Origin of the sequence: Streptomyces sp. NBC_01546 (assembly GCF_045208355.1) — a bacterium.
Taxonomy (GTDB): Bacteria; Actinomycetota; Actinomycetes; order Streptomycetales; family Streptomycetaceae; genus Streptomyces.
Genome location: NZ_CP109379.1, coordinates 8,387,785 through 8,408,721 on the forward strand (window position 1 = coordinate 8,387,785; position 20,937 = coordinate 8,408,721).

Consider the following 20,937-nt stretch of genomic DNA (forward strand, 5'->3'; position numbering starts at 1 on the left):
CGCTGCGGTGGCGCCATGGTCGTCCCGCAGCGGGAGGTGGTGCGGCTACTCCGCGGGGAGTAGCCGCACCGGGGTGTCTCCACAACGTGGCGGGTGCGGTGCCGGGCGGCTCGGGTCAGGCAGGATCCGGAAGGGACGGCCTGGCGGCCGGCGCACCCGCGGTCCGTTCCCGGGACGCCCGCTCGTCGGCATCCGCCAGCCAGAACCAGGTCAGCGGGAAGGCCAGCTCGATCACGGTCAGCGCCACCTGGAACCAGTGCGGCCACCCGTGCACCGCCAGGGACAGCAGCCGCCCCACGCCGCCCAGCAGGAACACCGCCGCGAGCCACCGCACCACCTTCGCCGGGACGGGGTTCTGCCGGGCAGCCCACAGCCAGGCCAGCCCGTACCCGGCGAAGATCGCGCCGAAGAACCGGCCCAGGCTGTCCAGAGTGGGGCCGGCGTCGGCCTCGCCCGGAATCGCGGCATTGCCGCCGATCACGTGGAACAGCCCGATCGCCGTGCAGGCGAGGCCCATCACCCATGCGAACACCCGGAGTGTCTTGGCCATGACTCCACCCCACTTACTTGACGTGTGTCTAGTAATTCAAGAGTAGCCCGCTTTGATAGACGCGTGTCAAGTAGTAATCTGGGTGTGTGCCGCCCCGCCGACGCCTGACCCCTGCCGACCGCCGTGCCCAGCTGCTCGCCGTCGGCACCCGGCTCTTCTCCGCCGCGCCGTACGACGACGTGCTGATGGAGGACGTCGCCCGGCAGGCCGATGTGTCCCGCGCCCTGCTCTACCAGCACTTCCCGAGCAAGCACGCGCTCTTCGCGGCGGTCTACCAGCAGGCGAGCGACCGGCTGCTGGAGGCGACCATGTTCGACCCCGGCGCCACGCTCGTCGAGCAGCTCACCCAGGGCCTGGACGCCCACCTCGACTACTTCATCCCCAACCGCCACGCCGTCCTGGCCGCGAACCGGGTGCTGGCGGGCGACCCTGTCATCCAGACGATCATGACGGACGAACTCGACGCCCTGCGCTCACGCCTGCTCGGTGTGCTCCCGCTCGCCGACGCACGCACGCACGCCGCGGTCTCCGCGGCACTGAAGGCCTGGCTCGTGTTCGTCCAGGTGCTGTGCGTGGACTGGCTCACGCGCGAGACCTGCACCCGCACCGAGCTGCGGGACACCTGCATCGGCGCGGCGGTCGGCGCCCTGCGCCCCCTGCTCTCCGAGGACCCCGCCCCGGACTGGCAGCCCGCCCTGCCCGCCTGAACCGGCCCGACCGGCGAGACCGGCGGGCCTAGGTATAAAGCTGACGCAGGTTGTTGACAGGGGGTTCTCGTATCTACGAGACCTGTATGACTGAACGCGAGCTCTCGAGGCGGGCGAAGCGCCGGCTGTCGGTGCTTCGCCATGTGGAGGAAGTGAGCGGGAGCGTTGCCGCCACCTGCCGCTACGACGGGATCAGCCGTCAGTGCTACTACACGTGGCTGCGGCGCCACGAGGCCGAGGGCCTCGACGGGCTGAAAGACCGATCCAGTGCGCCGCATCACACGCCGCATGCCACAAAGTCAGACGTCGTGGAGAAGACCCTTTGGCTTCGCCAGCAGTATCACTTCGGTCCGGCCAAGATCGCGATGTACTTGGAGCGGTATCACGACGTCAAGGTCAGCTCGTCCGGCATCTGGCGGATCTTGAAGAAGGTCGGTCTCAACCGGCTGCCGGCCTCGCAACACTACAAGCGACGCTCCACCCGCTGGAAGCGGTACGAGAAGCAGCGTCCCGGCCATCAACTGCAGGTGGACGTCAAGTTCATCGAGCCCCTGGGCCAGACAGGCCGTAAGCGGCGCTGCTGGCCAGTACACCGCCATCGACGACTGCACGCGGATCCGGGTCCTGCGCGCCTATCCGCGCAACGACCAGAAGACCGCGATCCAGTTCATCGATCACGTCCTGGCCAAGCTGCCCTTCGTCATCGAGTAGATCCAGACCGACAACGGCCAGGAATTCGGCTCAGCGTTCCGCTGGCACGTTCTCGACCAGGGCATCGGCCACGTCCCGTATCAAGCCCCCGTACACCGCGGCTGAACGGCAAGGTCGAACGGTCTCACCGCATCGACTCCGAAGAGTTCTACCGCCTCCTGGAGGGACAGGTCATCGACGAAGTCAGCCTGTTCAACACCAAACTCCAGGAGTGGGAGGACTACTACAACTACGATCGCCCGCACGGTGCACTCGCCGGCCAGACACCCTACGAACGACTCCGGCAGAAGGCTCAGAACCCACTGTCATAGACCTCCGTCACATGCTGAAGGCCTGGCGAGGAATCGCCACCCGCTACGACAAGGTGCCCGAGAGCTACCTCGCCGGCCTTCACCTCCGCGCCGCAAGGATCTGGATCGACGACCTCCTGAATGCCGCAAGACACACTTGTGTCCTGAGGTGAAACCTGGGCGGGGGCAATCCGTCGACCGACTGCGCCCTACTCCTCCGTCCCCCGCCCGAACGAGATCTCCACCCGTCGGTTCTTCTTCCGGCCCTCTTCGGTGGAGTTGTCCGCGATGGGGTCGTCCTCGCTCTTGCCGACCACCTCGTAGGCGATCCCGGATGCACCCAACTTCGCGGCGAGCGCCTTGTGTACGGCCTCGGCACGCTCCGTGGAGAGGGTCTTGCCGTGGGCGTACGTCCCCAGGTTGTCGGTGAAGCCGTGGACCGTGACCTTCCGCGGGCCGTTCTCCCTGATCTCCTCGGCGGCCTCGGCGATCCGGGCGTCGGCGTGGCCGCTCAGCTCCGCGCTGTCCTTGGCGAAGAGGACCTCGGACTGGAGGGTCAGCTTGATGTCGTCGTTCGATTCCTCGCGCCCCGAGTCGCCGGACAGGTCTCCGGAGACCGAGAGGATGTCGACCACCACCGGAGGGGCCAGCTCCGCGCCCTTCTTCAGTTCCAGGACCTTGGCGTGCGGATCGACTGGTACGGGCGGCGGCTTGGGCGAGGCGCTGGGGGAGGGGTCGGCACGGGCCGCAGGGGCGTCGTGCAGACTGAGGAAAGTCGTCAGGCATACGGCGGTGAGTGCGCAGGCCGCGAGCCGGGCGGCAGCGGTGTGTGCCGTCGTCGCCAGCCTCACTGGGCGACCGTGATCTTGACGGGGGCGGTGCCGAAGGTCGGCATGGCGAAGTCGACCTCCGTGGTGCCCTCCGGCGGCGCCGGGAACTGGACGAAGACCGGGGCCGTGTCGCCGGGCTGGAAGACCGTGTGGAACTGGTTGCACAGGCAGTTGCCCTGGGTGTCCCGCAGCGGGTAATAGCGCTTCTTGCCCTTGAGGTCCGCCAGGGAGGCACCCGACGAGGAATAGCCGTTCTTCAGCGACAGATCGTTGCCGCCGGTCCACTGGCCGGTGTTCAGCGCCACCTTGCCGTCGTTGCGCATCTCGCCGCGGACGGTCACCACACCGCCCTCGTACCGCTGCACGGAGTCGATGGTGAGCACCGCGCCGTTAGCGCCCTTCATCTCCAGGCCCATGCCCTTGGGGTCTGCGGCGGCCGGCTTTTCGGCGGCCGGCTTCTTGCCGTCCGGCGCACCACCCGAGTCGCCACCCCCGCACCCGCTCAGCGAAAGCGTTACGACCGCAACGAGGCCAACGGCGGCCACTTTCGCCCCAACTTGCGCCAATCCATGCCGACTTCGGTGCCCAAGGCCGGTCCAACCCTGTATCTCATCCATCATGCTTCCCCCTCGCTCCCCGTCCACTGCAACGCGTTGCAGAATAGCGCATGCGAACCCTGAGCCCGGGTGACATGCATCGCGCACATGTCACACATCGACGTTGGACGCCCTCGTCTCATGTGCGCAGGCGATCCCTTGGGCTCATTCAGGGATCCGGGGCGGCGCCCACTGCGGTGACTATGCGTCACGGTCGTTTCGCAGGGCCTGGATGAGCCAGGGGTACACCGGGATCAGGTTCGGCACCACCTGCCAGCCGTTGACGATCCACACCAGCCGCCAGTACCGGTCCACGCGGGGATCGTGCGCTTCTTCGAACCGCTGGGCCATCCAGTCCCGGAATTCCGTGTCAGGGGTGCGCGCGAACACCTCGGCGAAGCGGTGCACGAGGTCGTCGATGACGGGTGCTCCCCTGTCGCTGAGCGGGTCGATGCCCGACTCCATGGCCTCGGCCACCTTCTGACGGGTGAACCCCATCAGTTCCTCGCCGATCTCGCTCTCGATGCCCAGCGTGCGCCCGGAGGCCTGGTACGTGGCCGTCCGGCGCATCCGGGCCCGGAAGTCCTCGTCGCCGACCAGCTCGGCGAGTTCCACCCACGCGGCGACCTGCTCGCCGGACGGATCATCGGGGAGGTCGGGAGTGGCAGCGCGAACCATGGCCACCGCGGCCGGGTCGCCATCCACTGTGCCGAAGGTGCCTTCCATGAAATCGTCGATCAAACGCCGGCGTTCCTCGCCGGACAACTGCGTGAGCCTGTGCATGAGCTTGGTCTCCTCGGGACTGGACCCGCGTCCGGCCACGACTCGCAGAACGCTCCGACGCAGTTGCAGCACCCGGATCTGGACGTCCACGGCATCGGCGTGCGCCGCGGCGACTTCCGCCACCGAGAGCTCGCGGTCCAGTACCCGTTGAATCGTGGCCAGGTCCATGCCCAGCTCGCGCAGTGTGCGGAGGAGTTCCAGACGAAGCAGTGCGTCGTGGTCGTAGAGCCGATAGCCGGCGGGGCTTCGGGTGGTCGGCGCCACCACCCCCGAATCGGAGTAGAACCGGATGGTCCTCACGGTCAAGCCGGTCCGCCGGGAAAGCTCCCCGATCGAGTAGAGGGTCGTAACGTCCATGTCCCCCACTCTGCTGTCTCCAGTCACTGGAGACTCAAGGCTATTTCCCAGCCGGGCCCCGACCGAGACGTCCTCCGAGCTACTGAAGCATGCGCCGCAGGCTCTCCGCTGACCGCCAGGACGACGGGCACGCCTTGCACGCGCTGGGCGAGCGATGACAGCGACATGCGTCACCGCTCGCTGGCGGCCTACGGCTACGAGCCCTTGGACTCAATCATCTAGTCCTCGGTGCTGCCGGGAGTAGGGGGCGCTCCTGTGCAGGGCGCCGGATCCGGCCAGTCGTCCCGCTGATCCCCAGCCCGGGCTCAGCGGGACGACGGCGTGAAGGTCGCGTCGGCGACTCCGCACCACGGCACCGTCGCCACCGGCCAGACCTGGCCCGGGACCTCGGCGTGTTCCGCCGCCACGCCCGGGATGCGGACCAGGGACCGGGCGGACCGGCCGCCCGGATCCGCCTGCGCGGTGTCGCGGAACTCCACCGTCACCACGTACCCGCCCGGCCCCTCGGGCCGGCCCGACGCCTCCATCGCAGCCACCACCCGGCTGGCTTCGTTCGCTTTCAGCAGCGTCGTTTGTCGATGAGTGGGCGTAGCGCGGGCAGCGGTGGGGTGTCAGAGGCGGAGGGCGTGTACGCCTTCGTCGTTCGCGAAGTACAGCAGCCCGTCGGCGGCTAGTGGCGGGGGGCCCGAGGTACCCTCTCCCGCACTGACTCGCCAGAGGGCCTTGCCGGTGCTGGTGTCATAGCAGTACCAGTCCCGCAAGTAGCAGATGAACAGCCGATTTCCGGGGGCCACGTCTGCCGCATAGGAGGAGTCAGGGCGCTCACTTCGCCAGCGTTCACGCCCGGTGCGCGCGTCATACGCTCGCAGCGTCGTGCGATCCTCGCCGAAGCTGATGTCCTCGCTCCAGCTCAGATACGCGCAGTCCTCGTCAGCGGCGATGGCGGGGCTATCGTTGAGCGTGGTCGAGAAAGCGGGCGCGGTCCAGCGGCGCTTGCCCGACGTGGCATCGAAGGCCTGCAGCTGCTGTTGGTCGCGCCGGCGTCGGCCGGGCGCACTGATATAGACGGCGTCGCCGTGCGCCACCGGCACCGAGGCGTGCGCCGCTGCTGCGGTCCAGCGGACGTCGCCGGTGCGCGGGTCGTACGCCACCAACTTCGAGCCGATGCCGACGTTGCCGTTGCGCCCGAAGAGCAACCCCGCGGCGAAGGCGTCCAGAGTGCACAGGCCCCCCGACTTCTCCGGCGGCGCCGACCAGCGGACAACGCCGGTGCGTGGGTCGAGCGCGGTCAGGCTCTCGTCCGGCGGGTTGACGTACACGACGCCGTCGCGCACCTCCAGGAGCGAGGCTTCGGTGTGCCACAGCAGGTCCCCGTCCCTCGTGTCGAGTGCGTACAGGACACTGGGCGGCGGGTCACGATCACCGTCGTAGGTGTACGGCAGAAAGCTCACCAGGGCGACGGAGCCGCTGGTCCACACGTCCCCCGCACTGGGCTCACGAAGGCGGCCTCCCGGGGCCTGGCGCCACATCTGCTCGCCGTCTGCGGTGCGCATCGCGTGCACGGCGCCGCCGTCCGTGGCGACGAACACGGCACCCGACGTCACGGCCGGTGCACCGGGGAGGACGCCGGCCAAGGGCGCGCGCCAGCGCTTTCGCCCGGTGGCCGCGTCGATTGCGTACAGCCCGTCGTTCTTCGACCTGACGTAGAGCATGCCGTCGTGATGCATCAAAGCGTCGTCGAGGCCCTTGCCGATACCGTCCATGTCCAGCAGAGCGAAGGTCCACAGCGGCGTGCGAGCCGGCGGCTTGGCCTCCTCCGCTGCCCCGCCGAGGACGTCGCACGCGAAGGTGGTGAGGGCGAGCCCGCCCACCGCAGCGGTCGCCAACTTCAGGGCCTGGCGGCGGCCGACGTTCTGCTGTCCCCCCGGTGTTCGCATCGGGGCAGGCTAAGCGACGATCGCGGACCGTGGCTACATCCACAGGACGACGTCGGCGTGCTCCGGCACCCGGGAGGCGACCATCCGGCGCAGCACGTCGGTCGGCGCCTCGCGCCCATACGGGAGCTGCACCGAGCCCCTGCCGGTCTCGTAGCCGGCGACTTCGGCGTTGAAGCCCTGCGGGTGCTGGGCGCGAACACGAAGTTCGCGTGCTCCGCATGGTCGCTGACCGTTAACGCCGCACGTGGCGCCCTCGCTGCGAGCCCTGCCCGGTCAGGTCGCTCGACCTTCGAGATGAGAATGTCCATCGACCAGTTTTGGCAGAGAACCACACAACCTTCGCTGCGACGGGACAGCCCCGCTGTGACTGATTCCCAATCATGGTTGTCAAGCAGTCCTTGATCCGGCCTGCCTGAAGTTGCTGCGGCCGGCCCGCAAGGGGGAAGCGGAGCCGGCCGGGTCACATCTGTTCAAACCGCTGCGGCAGGTCATCGAGTCGATCAATCAGACCTTCAAGGGGCAGCTCAACCTGGAACGACACGGCGGTAAGAGCCCGGCAGGGGTGTCAGCCCGGGTCTTGTGCCGGATCCTCGCTCTCACAGCGGCGATCTGGCACAACGGCCAAACTGGACAGCCCATCAAGCGATCACTCACTGCCTACGATCACTGACTGCAACGGACTGCAACGACACCCCTTGGACTCATTCATGTAGAGAATGCGATGTACGCGCGGTAGGGACTCAAGAGGGCGGGAATGTAGAGATGTTGAACGAAATGATGTTCCGAAGTGTCGACGTGCCTGCTGAGAGCCGGTTCGACTACTGGCAGGAGCGCATGGGCCAGACCCACGCGCCCATGCACCTCAGCAGCGACCATGCCGATGACTACCGGGGCACACAGCGTGTGCTGGACCTCGGCGCCGTGTCCGTGTGGCCGGCTACGTTCCAGCCGCTTGTCTTTCGACGGACGCCCAAGCTGATCCGCCAGTCCGATCCGGAGGTGTACCACCTCTCTCTGCTGCTGCGCGGGATCGGGGCTGTCACCTGGGGCAAGAACCGAGAAGTCCACTACAGTCCGCACGATCTGTACTGGAACGACTCTTCCCGGCCGTGGGAGATCCACGCCAGCGGCGAGGTGATCACAACAGTGGGTCTTGAGATCCCCAAGGCGCTCCTACCGCTGCCCCGCGGCGGTGCAAGCAGGCTGATCGGATGCCGGGTGGAAGGGCGAGAAGGGATCGGCGGCCTGCTCGCGCACTTCCTCACCGAGTTATCCAAAGACACCAGTGCCTACCAGCCCTGCGATGGACCCCGCCTGGGAACAGTCCTGACCGATCTGGTGGCCGCACTCTTCGCCCACATCCTCAGCGCGGACGGATCCCTGCCGCCCGAGACTCACCGGCGGGCCCTTGCCCTGCGCATCCAGGCATTCATCCGCCAACACCTGCACGACCCGCAACTGACTCCAGCCGGCATCGCCGTCGCACACCACATCTCCACCAGTTACCTTCACCAAATCTTCCAGGCCGAAGGCGCCACCGTCGCCGCCCAGATACGCCACCAACGTTTAGTCGCTGTTGTCTTTCCGATCTTGAGGGATGCCGGTCGACAAGATCTTCGATTGAGTGACCCGGCGGGGCTCATCGAGATGTTGGGTGTCGGAGGGCAGCGGTATGTTCGCCTGCATGAACGCCATACGAGACTTCGTCCGCGCTCACGCGGCGCCAGCTCTACGGCCACACGGCTTCCGAAAGGCCGGCTCCCATCTCGCCCTGGCCCTGCCCGACGACGACCTGCTCATCCTCGAGTTCAACGTCCACCGCGTCGATCCGGTCCGTGACGTCTTCGACATGACGTTCAAGTACGCCCTGCGCACGTACTGGCGGTGGATCACCCTGAACGAGCCGAACCCGAGGCGGATGGACAGCGCGAGCTCTGTCGCGTGGTGCTATGTGATGCCGCCTGCGGACTTCGCGTGGGCCCCGGATCGGCCGAAGCCCTTCTGCACACGGTGGGCGGCCGACCTCCCGGCCGGGTCGGAGGCACTGGGTGAGGCCTTCCGGGAAGCAGTCGACACGGAGATCCTGCCGCTGGTGCAGCGCATGGCCAGTCGAGAGCGGCTCCTTGCCGAGTTCGGCGCCGCCGCCTCCCCGGTCCTGCGCCTCGGCCCGGTCTACCGCGACGTGCTGTTCCGTCTCGACCAGGGTGACGCTGCCGAGATCGAGTCCTTGCTCGCTCAACTTGCCGACCACCGGCAACAGCCTCGGTTCGCGGCGTGGGCCCGGTCCTACGTGGCTGCAGCCGCGATCTGATTTCCTGCCCCGGGGGCCGGGCGAAGCGGAGTCTCGATCGGGTGGTCGTTGCGGTTGCCGGGCATGAAAGCATGGCCTCTTGGTAGCTCGAAGGGTGTCTACGCCAACAAGTCGTGCAGGAGGCCCTGTTGTCGCATTTCTACGGCATCACGGAGGCGGGGTCCACTTCGGCCACTCCTGCGTGTGACTGCCTGGCTCACAGGTTCGGGAACGCCGGCGACCACACAGCGCGCGAGCGCCGCTACCCGACCGACATGTCGGACGCCGAGTGGAAGGTGGTGCGGCCGTTGCTGCCGGTGCCGGGCTGGCTGCGTGGCCGCGGCGGCCAGCCGGAGGCCTACTGCCACCGCGCGATACTGGACGCGATCCGCTACCTCGTCGACAACGCGACGAAATGGCGGGCTATCCCGGGCGACTTCCCGCCGTGGGACCGGGTCTACGCGTTCTTCCGGCGCTGGCGCGACCACGACCTGGTCAAGGAGTTCCACGACCGGCTCCGCCGCCGGGTGCGCGAGCAGGCCGGGCGGGATCCGGAGCCGAGCGCTGGGGTGATCGACTCCCAGTCGGTCAAAGCGGACGCCGTCGTCGGAGCCGACAGCCGCGGTTTCGACGGCGGCAAGCTCATCAACGGCCGCAAGCGGCACGCCGTGGTCGACACGCTCGGCCTGCTGCTCGCGGTGATGGTCACCGCCGCCGACATCGGCGACCGCGCCGCCGCCCAGGTCCTACTCGCCCAGGTCGCCGCCGCACACCACCGGCTGGCCCTGATCTGGGCCGACGGCGGCTACACCGGCAGCCTCGTCGAGTACAGCCTCGCCGTCCTCGCCCTGGTCCTCGCAATCGTCAAGCGCAGCGACGACATGCGCGGCTTCGTCGTGCTGCCGAAGCGGTGGATCGTGGAGCGGTTCTTCGCCCACCTGATGCGAAGCCGCCGCCTCGTGCGCGACTTCGAGCGCTCCACCAGCAGCGCGGAGGCGATGATCTACTGGTCGATGACGACGCTCATGACCCGCCGCCTTGCCCGGCCACGTCCTTCGCGAGCGTGAAACGGCCCGGCGCCGACTCGACCAGCCAACCCCGGGCCACCAGCCGCTTCGCCTTCGACCGCAAGGCTTCCACCTTCCCCGGCACCGGGTCCAGACCGAAGCAGGCGGCCATCTCCTGGCACGTCAAAGGTCCTTGACCGAGCCGGCTCCCGTCCGCGAGGGCCTGCAGGATGCGCTGGTAGTCCACCGACAACGCTGCCCAGGACAGCCCCGCACGCCACATCGGCACCACGGACTTCGGCTTCGCCGCGTCCGCCGACTCGGGACGAAGCGGCTGCCCGCCGGGATGGCGCTGGTCCTCGGACGTGGAGGTGTCGGCGCCCGGGGCCAGCACTTCGCCGACGCGTGAGCGGGCGATGCCCCACTCGTTCCACTCCCGCTCGGCCACGTCCAGCTCGGCGTGGATGCGGTCGGCCTCCTGCCGCAGCTCGTCCACGCGGCGGCGAGCGGTGAGCTCACGCTGCTCCAGCAACCCCACGACCGACGGCATCCCCGACCTCCACCCGAGCGACGACACGACACGTCATCACTGCCGCGGGACCGCCGACCCTATACCTGACCAGCGGAAACACATCCATCATGCCCGGAAAGACAACAACCACTTAGAGGCCGCCCGCCGAGACCTCGCAGACCCTGCCCTGCGCACCACGCCCATCCACGCCATCGCCGCACGATGGGGGTTTCCCCGCGCCGCCGACTTCAGCCGTGCCCATCGCAACGCCTACGGCACCACACCCAAGGACCACCGCCACCAGGCCCTTCAAGCCCACGCATCCAAGTGGGCTCAGCGCTAAGGAAGTTGTGGACCCAGTGCTCACGACCTTTTCGCCGCACCAGGGCAGACTACTGAGGTCTTCTCCTTCCGGCCGAAGAACCAGGCCGAGGGAAACGGGGATTCCGCATTCGAACACATAAGTTTCCATGACAGGTGGGGCGCACCTCACCTCAACGAAGGGGCTCAGCACGACGTGGATCCGTAAGGCCGCTCTCGCGGTGAGCGCGCTGGTGACAGGGTGGGTTTCCGTTGTGCTCGATCAGGGTGGGCGGCTCCAGGAGCAGCACGGGTGGCAACTTCGATGAAGCGGTACTGGTGTGTACGGGCGGCAGGAGCCCCTGCTGGTCCGAAGCCTGAGGGATTCACTTGCACCCGTGCGGGTGGCTGCAGCTCGGGCTGAGAACGATGGCCGGATGAAGCCTTTTTCATTGGCCATGACTCCATGAAGTGGCCTTTGAAGATCATCGACACTGGGGGATGTTGTGGGGTTGACGCGTACGGGATCGCTGCTGGTGGCGGCGCTTGCTGTGGGGACCGGGGGTTCGCTGACGCTCTCGTCGGGTGCTTCGGCGGCCTCTGCGGAGTTCACGTATGAGGTGACCCGGAGGGCGGAGGACTATCGGGACATTCCCGGTACGGACGTGGTGTTCACCGCTGCGGCTGGCGAGAAATCCTACCTGTGGTCCCGCAACCTTTCGGTCGCCAGCTTGACCCCCCTCGGCAGCGGGGACAACATCGGCTCCACCGTTGCCGTGCGCTGCAAGAACTCCGGCGGCACCGCCCTCCCTGCTTCCGCGGAGGCGGGCGCGTACTGGGCGACGAATCAGGTGCCGCCGGGTGAGAAGTCGGTGGCGCCCGCGCTGCGCTGGGTGTTCACGGCGCCGACGGCCGGCACGTACAACTGCCGTCTATCGGTGACCAGTTACTCCAGCATCATTCAGAACGGGCGCAGCGTGAGCATGCGGGTCCCGGCGGGCGCGGAGTTGGCGCGCGCCGTGTATCCGTCGGCAGCCCGCTGGACGCTTCCCGCCAGTACCAGCGTGATCGCACGTGGAACGACGCACACCACGCTCGGCTACTCGTACACCCCCAGCGGTGGTGACAGCATCACCGTCGTCCAGGACGCCGCCCTGACCACCTGCGTGGCCGGCTCATCGATCTGTCAGGGCGGATCGACCGCCAACAGCGGCACCCAGGCCGAGACCTGGATCGAGGCGCAGCCACAGAACCCCGACGGAGCCAAGTGCGGCGGGCCGATCAAGTCGGCGGTCGGCAACTGGAACATCTCCAACGCCAAGCACCACCAGACCGCCACGAATACCCTGCGCCTCACGAAGTCCCAACTCGGCGGCTGCACCCAGATCCGCACCACCCTGAAGATCAAGAACGTCGACGGAAACCCCGTCAACCTGCACACCGGGTACGCCCCCGGCCAGATCGCGGCCACCCACGGACTCGCCTTCACCGGCTGAGGTCCATCCTCCTGATCTCTCCCTCACCACCGGCAAGGGAGAAGTGTGCCCAGTCAGCACACGTGGACAACAAGCCACAAGCAACAAGACGGACAACAAGGGAGAACATCTGTGAGTCTCATCCGTAACGGCCTGGGGGGAAATTGAGGTCGGGGTGTGGTGGTGGTATCAGTCGGCGGTTTCATGATCGCGACGCTGTATCCCCCGAGCACGTCAGGGAACTGTGCCCCTGCCTGCCGGTCTGCACCGGCTGGCTGTGCTGTGCGCGTACTCCACCGCGATCAAGCCAGACAGCCACCGAAGAAGGCGAGATCCGGCCGACCGGTGTGCGGAAGCTGGGATTCCCAGACTCGGACACCCTTAACTCTTGGGCGAAAGCACTCCTCTCATCAACGAAGGGCTCACCATGGCTTGGATCCGTAAGGCAACTCTCGCGGTAAGCGCGCTGGCCATGACGGGGGGCAGTCTCGCCGCCACGGCGGCACCGGCAGCAGCGGTCGGCGGCTGCCCCGAATATCCGATAGGGAAGCTGTGCCTGTACGACAGCAGCCAGTACCGCAACCTGGCGATCACGTCGACCAGCACCAAAGCCTGCATCGACCTAGTGAATGGGCCAAACCGCATGCCCCGGATCAGGTCGTACGTGAACAACCTGGATCGCAATGCAGTCGTATGGAAGCAATCGGGCTTTGGCTTGGTGGTGCAGGGCACGATCGGGCCCGGTGGGCACAGCAGCGACGCCGGGTGGGACTTCGGGACTGCCGGGGCCGTCTGCATGGGCGGTGTGAACCCCAACAATTAATTCCTCCCCGCCTCGTAAGTCAGCACTGGCATTCTCGGCTGTCGGTATGGCAGCGGCCGGCATGGCGGCCACGGCCCCTTCAGTGGCGGCGGCAGAGGGCGACTGCTCGGAAAACACGCTTTGTCTGTACGAGGGCACGCACTTCACCAAGATCGGCCTCACGATGGGGAGCCACGGTCTGCTACCCGCTGGCCAAGTACGGCGAGACCGGCTTCTACAAGGGCGTCTGGTCGTACGTGAACAACCTGTCGGTCCCCGCCGCGATCTACCACTACAACTTCGTCCCGTCCAAGCCCTACACCTACGACGGCCCGATCGGTGCCGACGGCACCAGCATCGACACGCGCGCGAACCCCGCCTTCGGAGACCGTGGCGCCGTGTGCACGGGTGGGCTCGACCCGAACGCATGGCTGACGTAACAAGGCCATGAAGTAGCTGGCCCGGGGTGCCGGTGCTCTGCAAGCGAGGCAGAGCACCGGCACCCCGGAGTCATGCGCCCCGGGTGCCCAGCTCTGTCCCCGGGGAAACTGGCCAGATTGACGGCCTCGGCTTGGCCGTGACGCGCATGAACCCGTTCAAGCTGGTCGGACCATAGAGTCAGTTGTTGCCAGACAGGCTATCTCGAGCGGCTGTCAGCTGTCGCTCGCACGGCGAACCGGCGAGCGGGCCGACCCCACAGCCCGAAGGCTCTTTCCCGGTCGCCGAGCAGGTCAGCCCGCATGAGTTCGCCGCCTCCCACCGCGGCTGCCCCGCCGCCGACGCCCTGCTCGCATTCACCCACGCCGACCTGCGTGATGAACAGGCCGAGGCCATCAGCACCGGCCAGCCGTACGTCCTGCGTGTGGTGCGTGTCTTCGATGTGGCGGCAATTACCCCTGGGGTAATCGCGTAGCCCAACCAGCCTCAGCTACGTTCTGGTCATCGCTCACACCCCCTGAACGAAGGAGCCCCGTGGCGTCCGCTTATGGCTTCGCTCATCTCCGCAGCCGCCGGAATCACTCCGACATCATCGAGTACCTGGAGCGCATCCAGGCAACCCTTGCCCCCTTCGCGGGCCGCTTCGTCATCCACGGTCCGCCGGCCGAAGTCGTGGAGGGGACGTGGCCCGGCAGCATGGTGCTGATCGAGTTTCCCAGCCTGGCCGAAGCCCGCGCCTGGTACGACTCTCCCGACTACCGGGCCATCCTGCGTCTGCGTACCGACCATATCGAGGGCGACTTGCTTCTGATCGAGGGCGTCGGGCCGAACTACGACCCGGCCGAGCGGGCTCGCACGTTGCGAACAGAAGCGGAGCGAGCGGACCAGTCGGGCACGTAGTCCTGGCAGCCGCCTCTTCCGGCGCTGAGATAGTTCGCCGGTTGTTTTTCCCTAATCCGTCACTCTCTGAGCAGCAAAGTCATCGGGCGGCGGTGAGAAGTACCCGTTTGCGGAGGAGCGGGAGTTTGGCGCGGCCGAACATCTGGCGTGTGATCATTTTGATGTGGTTGACGCGGCCTTCGACGGGGCCGGAGTTTCAGCGGTGGTCAGGCCCTGGACGACGGCGTCCCAGTCTTTCTCCAGGCCGGTGGCGAAGGAGTGGAAGCTGGGAAGATTCTCGGCTCGCGCGCTGATGACCCAGTCCTTCAGGTGCTGGCCGGTGCGGGTGGAGAGGATCTCGCCGAAGTTGCGGACGAGACGGCCGGCCGCCTTGAGTTCCGGGCAACGGGCGAGGATTTCGGTGTGCTGTTTGCGCTCGCTCTCCGAGAGCCGGTCGGGGTGGCGCATGATCCATCCAGTGACTTGCCGGATTCCGGGTGGCGCGGGGTGTTGTGGCGGTTGCGGACCGGTGCCCCGTGGCGTGACCTGCCTGAACGCTATGGGCCGTGGCAGACGGCTTATGAACGGTTCGCCCGCTGGGAGACGGACGGAACCTGGGCTCGCCTGCTCGAACAGGTCCAGGTCCAGGACGACTCCGTCGGGGCGGTGGAGTGGACGGTGTCGGTCGACTCGACGATCAGCCGGGCTCACCAGCACGCCGCCGGCGCGCAAAAGGGGGCGGCGACGGGGGACGAACTGGGAGATCTGGCACGTGAGACGGCTGGCCAGGCGCTCGGCCGGTCCCGCGGCGGGCTGACCACCAAGGTCCATCTCGCCTGCGACGGCCGGGGCTTGCCCCTGGCCGTCGTCGTCACGACCGGCAACGTCAACGATTCCACCGTCTTCGACGAGGTCATGGACGTGCTGAGGGTGCCCCGGGCCGGGGCCGGGCGGCCCCGGCGCAGGCCCGAGGCGGTCATCGCGGACAAGGCGTACTCGTCCCGGGCGATCCGCCAGACCCTACGGCGCAGGGGCATCCGGGCAGTGATCCCAGAGCGGTCGGACCAGAAGGCCCACCGTGTGCGGCGCGGACAGACCGGCAGTAGGCCGCCGGTTTTCGACCGCGAGCTCTATAAGGCCCGCAACCTGGTCGAACGCTGCTTCAACCGCCTCAAACAGTTCCGCGCGATCGCCACCCGCTTCGACAAACTGGCCACCCGCTACAAAGCCGGAGTCCACCTCGCCTCGCTCATCCTCTGGTTCCGTGAACCCGTCCAAGATCCTTTGCCGGATTGCACCTAGTATCAAGGCGTTGCGCTGCCAGTGCAGATGTAATCCGAGTGGCCGAACCAGTAGTTGGAGGTCGAGTTGCTGGAGAAGCTGCCGCGCGGGATCCCTCCGGTGTTCGCCCAAAGCGGCTGCCCCACGGGAGCGTCGTTTACGTTTGTATAGAGGGTTGCGTTGACCGGCAGATTGTTGACGTACGAGCTGATGCCATTCCAGGGATCGGTCAGGCCGTAGGTGCCGAGCCACCAGCACTCATTCGTCTTTGTCGTCTCGAACGCCATGGTTCGGAACTCCGTGCTGCGGTAGAGGCACAGCTGGTTGGCGTCACACCCTCCCACCGCCGCGGCGGGCGGGGCGGTCACCATCAGCCCGGCGACCGCCAGACCTGCGCTAACTGCAACTGCTGCCAGCTTGCTCGTCAGTTTCACTTCTTTCCTCCGTTATTATCCCGGTATCCCCACACCGCACCGAGTGGGGATACCGGGGATTTGGCAGGAGAATATCGTCAAGTGTGATCATCCCGTCCTTGCTGTGATGGTGCAAGGAAAATGGGCTCCTCTGTCTGTTCTGCGGCCGCATTGCGCGGTCTGCCTCTCCATCGACGTCACCACTCGCCGGCACGGCCGCACCGGTGGTCGTGGCCGACGGGGCGGGTGCCGAACAGAAAGCCCGTCGCGACAAGCTCACCGCCGATCAGCTCGGCGCGCTGCAGAAGCTGTGTGTGCAGTCGCCTCCGGAGGATGGCTTCCGCCGCAACACGATCTTTGTCAGACACGGCCTAGCTGTGTTGTCCCGGGACGTTGGTGACACGCGTGCTGGGTTCTTGAAATGGGTCAGGGCCTCCGGGTTCGGTGTGGATTGCGACATCTGCACCGATCCGAGGAGGCCCTCGTGGTCCACCATAATGCCCCGCTGACCGAGACCGGACGACTGCGCCTGGCGCGTTGTGTCGTGGACGACGGCTGGCCCGTGCGGCGGGCAGCGGAACGTTTCCAGGTCAGCCACACCACCGCGGCCCGCTGGGCCGGCCGCTACCGCACGCTGGGCGTCGCCGGAATGAGTGACCGGACCAGTCGCCCCCACCACCAGCCCGCCCGGACACCGGCCACGGTCGAGGAACACGTCCTGCGACTGCGGCGCGAACACCGCATCGGCCCCCTGCGGCTGGCCGCCCGCTGCGGGATCGCGCCCTCCACCGCCCACCGCATCCTGCTTCGCCACGGCCTGCCGCCACTGGCCACCCTGGACCGCGCCACCGGCGAGCCCGTCCGCCGCTACGAACGGCAGCGGCCCGGCGAACTCGTCCACATCGACGTCAAGAAACTCGGCCGGATCCCCGACGGCGGCGGCCACCAGGCCCTCGGCCGGGCCGAGGGCCGCCGTAACAAGACCGGCGCGGGCTGGGCCTACCTTCACACCGCCCTCGACGACCACACCCGCCTCGCCTACACCGAAGACCTCCCCGACGAGACCGCCCCCACCTGCGCCGCCTTCCTGGCCCGGGCCACCGCCTGGTTCGCGTCCCTGGGCATCACCGTCGAACGCGTCCTGACCGACAACGCCTGGGCCTACAGCAAGAACACCTGGCGTCAGACCTGCAGTGATCTGGGCATCAGCCCCCGCTGGACCAGGCCCTGGCGGCCGCAGACCAACGGCAAGGTCGAACGCTTCCACCGCACCCTGCTCGAGGAATGGGCCTACCAGCGGCCCTACACCTCAGATCACCAGCGCCAGGAAGCGTTCACCGACTGGATCGACTGGTACAACTACCACCGACCCCACACCGGCATCCAAGGCCAAACACCCGCCAGCCGCGTCACCAACCTGCCCGGACAACACACCTAGCGCGCAGCCGACGTGCTGCAATCCGCAGACGACGGCCCATCATTGCCGCCAGCAGGTACGCGAGTTCAGCATCGTGTTGCCTTCATACCTGGCGACCTGCATGCCCAGGATGTAAATGCCATTCCTGCCGTTCTGTGCACTCGTGTACCAGGCTTGACCCGCACCGCTTCCGTCGTAGAACGAACGCCACGGCCAGTAAGTGCGGACGTGGCCGAGATTCTCCGACACGAACCGGACCTTCACGTGGTGTCCGTCAGCGGCGGTGTCTATGACGTGGAGGCCGAGGTCGATGGAAGAGTAATCGGAGGCCCAATGGCTCCAATTCACCTCGCCCTCGGCACCGGTGGTACTACACGAAATGGTGCCCCTGCTCTCCGCCTGGGCGGTGCCAGCCGTGGCTGCGGTGGCAAGAATCGCGAAGCTTACGCTCGCTGCAAGTGCTGCTTTCCTCATGATCAAATACCCCTTTCGGCTGCTCGTGATCGTATTGGAGGTTTGATCGTTTCATGTCAACTTGTTTACATGCGCGCCCTGTTGCGGGGGCGGTGGGTGGGCCCTCAGCGAGGTCGGCTGTGCGGGTTTGGCCGACGTCCTGCCCGGAATTTGAACGAGTGGCCCCCTGGTCTTGCTCGACGCGGGACCCGAACTGGGTGGGTAAAGCCCCCACGTCGTGCTGAGCCCCTTCGTTGAGGTGAGGTGCGCCCCACCTGTCATGGAACTTATGTGTTCGAAGGCGGAATCCCCGTTTCCCTCGGCCTGGTTCTTCGGCCGGAAGGAGAAGACCTCGGTAGTCTGCCCTGGCGCGGCGGGAGGGTCGTGAGCACTGGGTCCACAACTTCCCTAGCGCTGAGTCCACTTGGATGCGTGGGCTTGAAAGGCCTGGTGGCGGTGGTCCTTGGGTGTGGTGCCGTAGGCGTTGCGGTGGGCACGGCTGAAGTCGGCGGCGCGGGGAAACCCCCATCGTGCGGCGGGGGGGAGTACACCACGGCGTTCCTCTCCCAGGTCCCATCCCGGTCTCGGCGTATACGGCCTGACGCCAGCAGGAAGCGTGACCACGAGAGCAGAGCCAGGTGGCTGGTCCACGCGGGTATACGGGTTACGGGTGTCCGGCGTTCGACTCCGTCCGAGACCACGACGAGGATGCCGTCACACGGAGCCGGCACACTCCATCCGACCCATCCCTTGATATGCGGGGAACGGCGAAGGTTCTGCTCCTGGATCAGCATCACGGCGAGTTCGCTATTTGGCCCGATGCTCCAGGAGAAGTGGGGGCCGGGGGTCGATGTGGGATCCCGTGTCGCCACGACGCAGGCGTAGCCGCCTCCTGGCGGCTGGCGCACGAGATCGGCGATGGCGCCGGCACGGCCCGCACCACCCCGCACTGGGACACTGCCTCCCTCGCAGAAGTCCTTCTGCACATCGACGACCACCAGCGCACGGCTCATGAGAAGCATCCTTTCCACGGGGATCACCACCAGCTGACCCCTGCCCGCCGCTCTGCTGTACACCGCCGTTCCGGCACCCCGTCCATCCGACCGGAGGACAAGCTTCACCACCATGCGCGGTACCGGGAGTGCCGGGACTGTACATCGTTGAAGGCGCGGCGAGGAGCCGCAGTGGGAAGGGGGTCGGGAAGGCCCGGTCCGCAAGGATGTTGGAACAGCGCCACAGGCGGAAGCGTCCCGCAATCCCTTCGAAGGCCTGGGGCCGACTGGCGACGGTGCCCGGTGCGGCTTCGGCCCCGTGGGTGATTGGGCGGCCCGGCACTACTGCCGCCAGAGCGCTCTGGTCACCGGGCCTCGCCCGCGCACGCCCTATCGGCGCGGACTGCGACCGACCATAGCCGCGGCCGGCCATCGCCCCGCATCAGAAGCACACCGTTCGGCATCCTGTGTGACATGCATGGGCAAGGGTTGACCCCCGGCGCTGACACCGCCGCTCCCACCGGGGCCCACCCCTCTCGCATCCCCGCTCCGTACGCCTGGCAGCCGACCCGGGTGTCGCAACGGCCGAGGATGACGGACTGGAGCCGGATGTGCGGTCGGTGATGGTGTCGCGGGAACTCGTGAAAACGGGACGGATGCGTCGTGCGTCGTACAGTGCGCCATACCCGCCACCCCCTTATATGGTGAGAAAAGGGATGTACGGGACGTGTGGGGAGCGTCCTGTGTCCGCCGCCCGAGAGGCTCACCCTGCTGCCCGTTCTGTAGGAGGTGCTGTGTCCCAGACCGGTCCTGTCATCGATGAGTTGGTGGCTTCCGCACTCAACGCGCCCGGGGAAATGGTGACCCGGCTTCTGGGCAGCGCGGATGTTCGTACGGCGCGGCTCGGTCAGGCGATCCGGGACCTGCAGGACGTCCCGCCGGAGCCGCAGGATGCCGATGCCTGTGACGGGACGCGTGTGATCGACCCGGTGACCCACGACCCCGCGTGGTGAGTGCCCGCGGGGCAACGGCAGGCGCTGCCAGGGTGCTGGCCGCCGACCTGGACGGCACCCTGCTGGGCGGGAGCCCACACGACCGGCGGCGGCTCTTCGACGCACTGAACGGGGACCCGGACATCACCGTCGTCTTCGCGACCGGCCGAGGCCTGGCATCGGTCCGGGCTCTCCTGCGCGACGATCCCCTGCTACCGCCCCCGCACTGGATCATCGCCGACGTCGGGTCCACCATCGTCGATGCCACCCGCATGGCGCACGCCCGAGCCCTGGAGGCACGGCTGCGCGCGGGATGGCCGGGCGCCGGACGGGTCCGGGCGGCGCTGGAGGCGTTCCCGCACCTGGTGTACCAGGAGCAGGTACCCCAGGAAGGCCGCTGCTCCTTCTACCTTGCCCCCGATGCCCTGTCCGACGAGCTGATCCGTGCGGTGGAGGCGCTGGGATGCTCCTGGTCGTACGCTTCGGGCCGGTACTTCGATGTCCTGCCGCCCAGAGCCGGCAAGGGACGTGCGCTGGAGCTCCTCGCCCAGACGCTCGGGTGGCCCCGGCGGGCGATGCTAGTGGCCGGGGACTCCCTCAACGACCTTTCGCTGTTCCGCCTGGGCACGCCCGCCGTTGTGGTCGCCAACGCGGAACCCGCGCTGACCGCGCGGGTCCCTGCCAGTGACCGCGTCCACCATTCGGCCCTTGACGGAGCGGCCGCCGTGCTGCAGGGGATCGAACGCCTGGGCCGGCCGCCGAGGCGCTCGGTGGTGGTCGGCTACCACCGCCCGCCCGTCTGCTGGCTCGACGGAGCATGGCGGCCGCCCCCCAGCCCAGCGTTACCCGCGACTTCCTCGTCAACGAGGTCCCCGCTGCCCTGACGAACCCGGCCTACATCACATTCAGCCTCGCCGCCGGAATCG

Annotated in this window: 24 protein-coding genes and 4 pseudogenes; 16 read left to right on the forward strand and 12 right to left on the reverse strand. The window is 67.4% G+C overall.

Annotated elements, in window-relative coordinates; all coding sequences use genetic code 11:
• Window positions 1-115: 115 nt before the first annotated feature.
• A complete protein-coding gene (locus tag OHA89_RS38420) occupies window positions 116-550 on the reverse strand; it encodes a DUF4345 domain-containing protein (RefSeq protein WP_266616718.1) in 435 nt (144 codons plus the stop codon).
• 86 nt (window positions 551-636) lie between these two features.
• Here OHA89_RS38420 and OHA89_RS38425 point away from each other — a divergent pair, with 86 nt between their 5' ends.
• Both OHA89_RS38425 and OHA89_RS38430 read left to right on the forward strand, forming a co-directional pair.
• Window positions 637-1,257, forward strand: a complete 621-nt coding sequence (locus tag OHA89_RS38425; protein ID WP_266616716.1) for a TetR/AcrR family transcriptional regulator — start codon at window positions 637-639, stop codon at window positions 1,255-1,257.
• Window positions 1,258-1,343: 86 nt separating this feature from the next.
• The gene (locus OHA89_RS38430; RefSeq protein ID WP_406368192.1) at window positions 1,344-2,279 is read left to right on the forward strand and encodes a helix-turn-helix domain-containing protein; all 936 of its coding nucleotides are present in this window, start codon (window positions 1,344-1,346) and stop codon (window positions 2,277-2,279) included.
• A gap of 188 nt (window positions 2,280-2,467) precedes the next feature.
• On the opposite strand, the gene OHA89_RS38435 is transcribed toward OHA89_RS38430, so the two are convergent.
• The 5 genes from OHA89_RS38435 to OHA89_RS38455 all read right to left on the reverse strand — a co-directional run bounded on the left by OHA89_RS38435 (window position 2,468) and on the right by OHA89_RS38455 (window position 6,761).
• Window positions 2,468-3,109: an OmpA family protein gene (locus OHA89_RS38435; protein ID WP_406368193.1), complete on the reverse strand. Its 642-nt coding sequence runs from the start codon at window positions 3,107-3,109 to the stop codon at window positions 2,468-2,470.
• Window positions 3,106-3,633 (reverse strand): hypothetical protein, encoded by a 528-nt coding sequence (locus OHA89_RS38440; protein WP_257552228.1) that lies wholly within the window; start codon window positions 3,631-3,633, stop codon window positions 3,106-3,108. Before OHA89_RS38440 ends, OHA89_RS38435 begins: the two co-directional genes overlap by 4 nt.
• A 252-nt stretch (window positions 3,634-3,885) precedes the next feature.
• A complete protein-coding gene (locus OHA89_RS38445; RefSeq protein WP_406368194.1) occupies window positions 3,886-4,824 on the reverse strand; it encodes a MerR family transcriptional regulator in 939 nt (312 codons plus the stop codon).
• A 305-nt stretch (window positions 4,825-5,129) separates the two neighbouring features.
• Complete coding sequence (locus tag OHA89_RS38450; protein ID WP_266616711.1) at window positions 5,130-5,351, reverse strand: hypothetical protein; 222 nt, start codon at window positions 5,349-5,351, stop codon at window positions 5,130-5,132.
• A gap of 84 nt (window positions 5,352-5,435) precedes the next feature.
• Complete coding sequence (locus tag OHA89_RS38455; RefSeq protein ID WP_266616710.1) at window positions 5,436-6,761, reverse strand: PQQ-like beta-propeller repeat protein; 1,326 nt, start codon at window positions 6,759-6,761, stop codon at window positions 5,436-5,438.
• Window positions 6,762-7,173: 412 nt separating this feature from the next.
• Between OHA89_RS38455 and OHA89_RS38460 the strand changes: the two are divergent.
• The 4 genes and pseudogenes from OHA89_RS38460 to OHA89_RS38475 form a co-directional block, all read left to right on the forward strand.
• Window positions 7,174-7,431: pseudogene (locus OHA89_RS38460) on the forward strand (IS982 family transposase); the annotation flags it as partial.
• A gap of 92 nt (window positions 7,432-7,523) precedes the next feature.
• Window positions 7,524-8,600 carry an AraC family transcriptional regulator gene (locus OHA89_RS38465; protein WP_406368195.1) on the forward strand — a complete coding sequence of 359 codons (1,077 nt, stop codon included), beginning with the start codon at window positions 7,524-7,526 and terminating at the stop codon, window positions 8,598-8,600.
• Between the two features lie 10 nt (window positions 8,601-8,610).
• The gene (locus tag OHA89_RS38470) at window positions 8,611-9,072 is read left to right on the forward strand and encodes a hypothetical protein (protein WP_406368196.1); all 462 of its coding nucleotides are present in this window, start codon (window positions 8,611-8,613) and stop codon (window positions 9,070-9,072) included.
• A 254-nt stretch (window positions 9,073-9,326) separates the two neighbouring features.
• On the forward strand, window positions 9,327-10,118 hold the full coding sequence (locus OHA89_RS38475; protein WP_405435938.1) for an IS5 family transposase: 792 nt from the start codon (window positions 9,327-9,329) through the stop codon (window positions 10,116-10,118).
• Here the strand turns inward: OHA89_RS38475 and OHA89_RS38480 are convergent.
• Window positions 10,075-10,608: a hypothetical protein gene (locus OHA89_RS38480; RefSeq protein WP_406368199.1), complete on the reverse strand. Its 534-nt coding sequence runs from the start codon at window positions 10,606-10,608 to the stop codon at window positions 10,075-10,077. The two genes, OHA89_RS38475 and OHA89_RS38480, sit on opposite strands and share 44 nt — an antisense overlap.
• A gap of 112 nt (window positions 10,609-10,720) precedes the next feature.
• On the opposite strand from OHA89_RS38480, the pseudogene OHA89_RS38485 reads away from it, so the two are divergent.
• From OHA89_RS38485 to OHA89_RS38510, 6 genes and pseudogenes are all read left to right on the forward strand, one after another.
• Window positions 10,721-10,912, forward strand: a pseudogene (locus OHA89_RS38485) (AraC family transcriptional regulator); the annotation flags it as partial.
• A gap of 688 nt (window positions 10,913-11,600) precedes the next feature.
• Window positions 11,601-12,365 (forward strand): hypothetical protein, encoded by a 765-nt coding sequence (locus tag OHA89_RS38490; RefSeq protein ID WP_266616707.1) that lies wholly within the window; start codon window positions 11,601-11,603, stop codon window positions 12,363-12,365.
• Window positions 12,366-12,732: 367 nt separating this feature from the next.
• Window positions 12,733-13,167, forward strand: a complete 435-nt coding sequence (locus tag OHA89_RS38495) for a proteinase inhibitor I36 SMPI (protein ID WP_257552221.1) — start codon at window positions 12,733-12,735, stop codon at window positions 13,165-13,167.
• A 236-nt stretch (window positions 13,168-13,403) separates the two neighbouring features.
• Window positions 13,404-13,586 (forward strand): hypothetical protein, encoded by a 183-nt coding sequence (locus tag OHA89_RS38500; protein ID WP_406368201.1) that lies wholly within the window; start codon window positions 13,404-13,406, stop codon window positions 13,584-13,586.
• 185 nt (window positions 13,587-13,771) lie between these two features.
• Window positions 13,772-14,059: a hypothetical protein gene (locus OHA89_RS38505; RefSeq protein ID WP_406368203.1), complete on the forward strand. Its 288-nt coding sequence runs from the start codon at window positions 13,772-13,774 to the stop codon at window positions 14,057-14,059.
• Window positions 14,060-14,118: 59 nt separating this feature from the next.
• On the forward strand, window positions 14,119-14,484 hold the full coding sequence (locus OHA89_RS38510) for a DUF1330 domain-containing protein (RefSeq protein WP_257552219.1): 366 nt from the start codon (window positions 14,119-14,121) through the stop codon (window positions 14,482-14,484).
• Between the two features lie 153 nt (window positions 14,485-14,637).
• Here the strand turns inward: OHA89_RS38510 and OHA89_RS38515 are convergent, their stop codons facing one another.
• Complete coding sequence (locus tag OHA89_RS38515) at window positions 14,638-14,931, reverse strand: hypothetical protein (protein WP_406368205.1); 294 nt, start codon at window positions 14,929-14,931, stop codon at window positions 14,638-14,640.
• Between the two features lie 36 nt (window positions 14,932-14,967).
• On the opposite strand from OHA89_RS38515, the pseudogene OHA89_RS38520 reads away from it, so the two are divergent.
• Window positions 14,968-15,765: pseudogene (locus tag OHA89_RS38520) on the forward strand (IS5 family transposase); the annotation flags it as partial.
• 2 nt (window positions 15,766-15,767) lie between these two features.
• On the opposite strand, the gene OHA89_RS38525 reads toward OHA89_RS38520, so the two are convergent.
• Together OHA89_RS38525 and OHA89_RS38530 are read right to left on the reverse strand one after the other, a co-directional pair.
• Window positions 15,768-16,178 carry a peptidase inhibitor family I36 protein gene (locus OHA89_RS38525; protein WP_406368207.1) on the reverse strand — a complete coding sequence of 137 codons (411 nt, stop codon included), beginning with the start codon at window positions 16,176-16,178 and terminating at the stop codon, window positions 15,768-15,770.
• A gap of 176 nt (window positions 16,179-16,354) precedes the next feature.
• Entirely contained in the window at window positions 16,355-16,525 is a 171-nt protein-coding gene (locus OHA89_RS38530) for a hypothetical protein (protein WP_406368209.1), read from the reverse strand.
• A gap of 116 nt (window positions 16,526-16,641) precedes the next feature.
• Here OHA89_RS38530 and OHA89_RS38535 point away from each other — a divergent pair, with 116 nt between their 5' ends.
• Window positions 16,642-17,595 carry an IS481 family transposase gene (locus OHA89_RS38535; RefSeq protein ID WP_406368211.1) on the forward strand — a complete coding sequence of 318 codons (954 nt, stop codon included), beginning with the start codon at window positions 16,642-16,644 and terminating at the stop codon, window positions 17,593-17,595.
• Between the two features lie 39 nt (window positions 17,596-17,634).
• Here OHA89_RS38535 and OHA89_RS38540 read toward each other — a convergent pair whose 3' ends face one another.
• Window positions 17,635-18,048, reverse strand: a complete 414-nt coding sequence (locus tag OHA89_RS38540; RefSeq protein WP_406368213.1) for a hypothetical protein — start codon at window positions 18,046-18,048, stop codon at window positions 17,635-17,637.
• Window positions 18,049-18,854: 806 nt separating this feature from the next.
• A pseudogene (locus tag OHA89_RS38545) lies at window positions 18,855-19,040 on the reverse strand (nicotinamidase); the annotation flags it as partial.
• 773 nt (window positions 19,041-19,813) lie between these two features.
• Here OHA89_RS38545 and OHA89_RS38550 point away from each other — a divergent pair.
• Window positions 19,814-20,032 (forward strand): hypothetical protein, encoded by a 219-nt coding sequence (locus OHA89_RS38550; RefSeq protein WP_406368215.1) that lies wholly within the window; start codon window positions 19,814-19,816, stop codon window positions 20,030-20,032.
• 32 nt (window positions 20,033-20,064) lie between these two features.
• Window positions 20,065-20,895: an HAD-IIB family hydrolase gene (locus OHA89_RS38555; protein ID WP_406368217.1), complete on the forward strand. Its 831-nt coding sequence runs from the start codon at window positions 20,065-20,067 to the stop codon at window positions 20,893-20,895.
• The last annotated feature ends 42 nt before the right edge of the window (window positions 20,896-20,937 follow it).

What these genes read in the sequence shown, in the direction of transcription:
- OHA89_RS38455 (WP_266616710.1), bottom strand. Translation starts at nt 6,761, where the DNA reads ATGCGAACACCGGGGGGACAGCAGAACGTCGGCCGCCGCCAGGCCCTG.
- OHA89_RS38450 (WP_266616711.1), bottom strand. Translation starts at nt 5,351, where the DNA reads ATGGAGGCGTCGGGCCGGCCCGAGGGGCCGGGCGGGTACGTGGTGACG.
- OHA89_RS38465 (WP_406368195.1), top strand. Translation starts at nt 7,524, where the DNA reads ATGTTGAACGAAATGATGTTCCGAAGTGTCGACGTGCCTGCTGAGAGC.
- OHA89_RS38430 (WP_406368192.1), top strand. Translation starts at nt 1,344, where the DNA reads ATGACTGAACGCGAGCTCTCGAGGCGGGCGAAGCGCCGGCTGTCGGTG.
- OHA89_RS38540 (WP_406368213.1), bottom strand. Translation starts at nt 18,048, where the DNA reads ATGAGGAAAGCAGCACTTGCAGCGAGCGTAAGCTTCGCGATTCTTGCC.
- OHA89_RS38515 (WP_406368205.1), bottom strand. Translation starts at nt 14,931, where the DNA reads ATGCGCCACCCCGACCGGCTCTCGGAGAGCGAGCGCAAACAGCACACC.
- OHA89_RS38420 (WP_266616718.1), bottom strand. Translation starts at nt 550, where the DNA reads ATGGCCAAGACACTCCGGGTGTTCGCATGGGTGATGGGCCTCGCCTGC.
- OHA89_RS38445 (WP_406368194.1), bottom strand. Translation starts at nt 4,824, where the DNA reads ATGGACGTTACGACCCTCTACTCGATCGGGGAGCTTTCCCGGCGGACC.
- OHA89_RS38480 (WP_406368199.1), bottom strand. Translation starts at nt 10,608, where the DNA reads ATGCCGTCGGTCGTGGGGTTGCTGGAGCAGCGTGAGCTCACCGCTCGC.
- OHA89_RS38470 (WP_406368196.1), top strand. Translation starts at nt 8,611, where the DNA reads ATGACGTTCAAGTACGCCCTGCGCACGTACTGGCGGTGGATCACCCTG.
- OHA89_RS38475 (WP_405435938.1), top strand. Translation starts at nt 9,327, where the DNA reads ATGTCGGACGCCGAGTGGAAGGTGGTGCGGCCGTTGCTGCCGGTGCCG.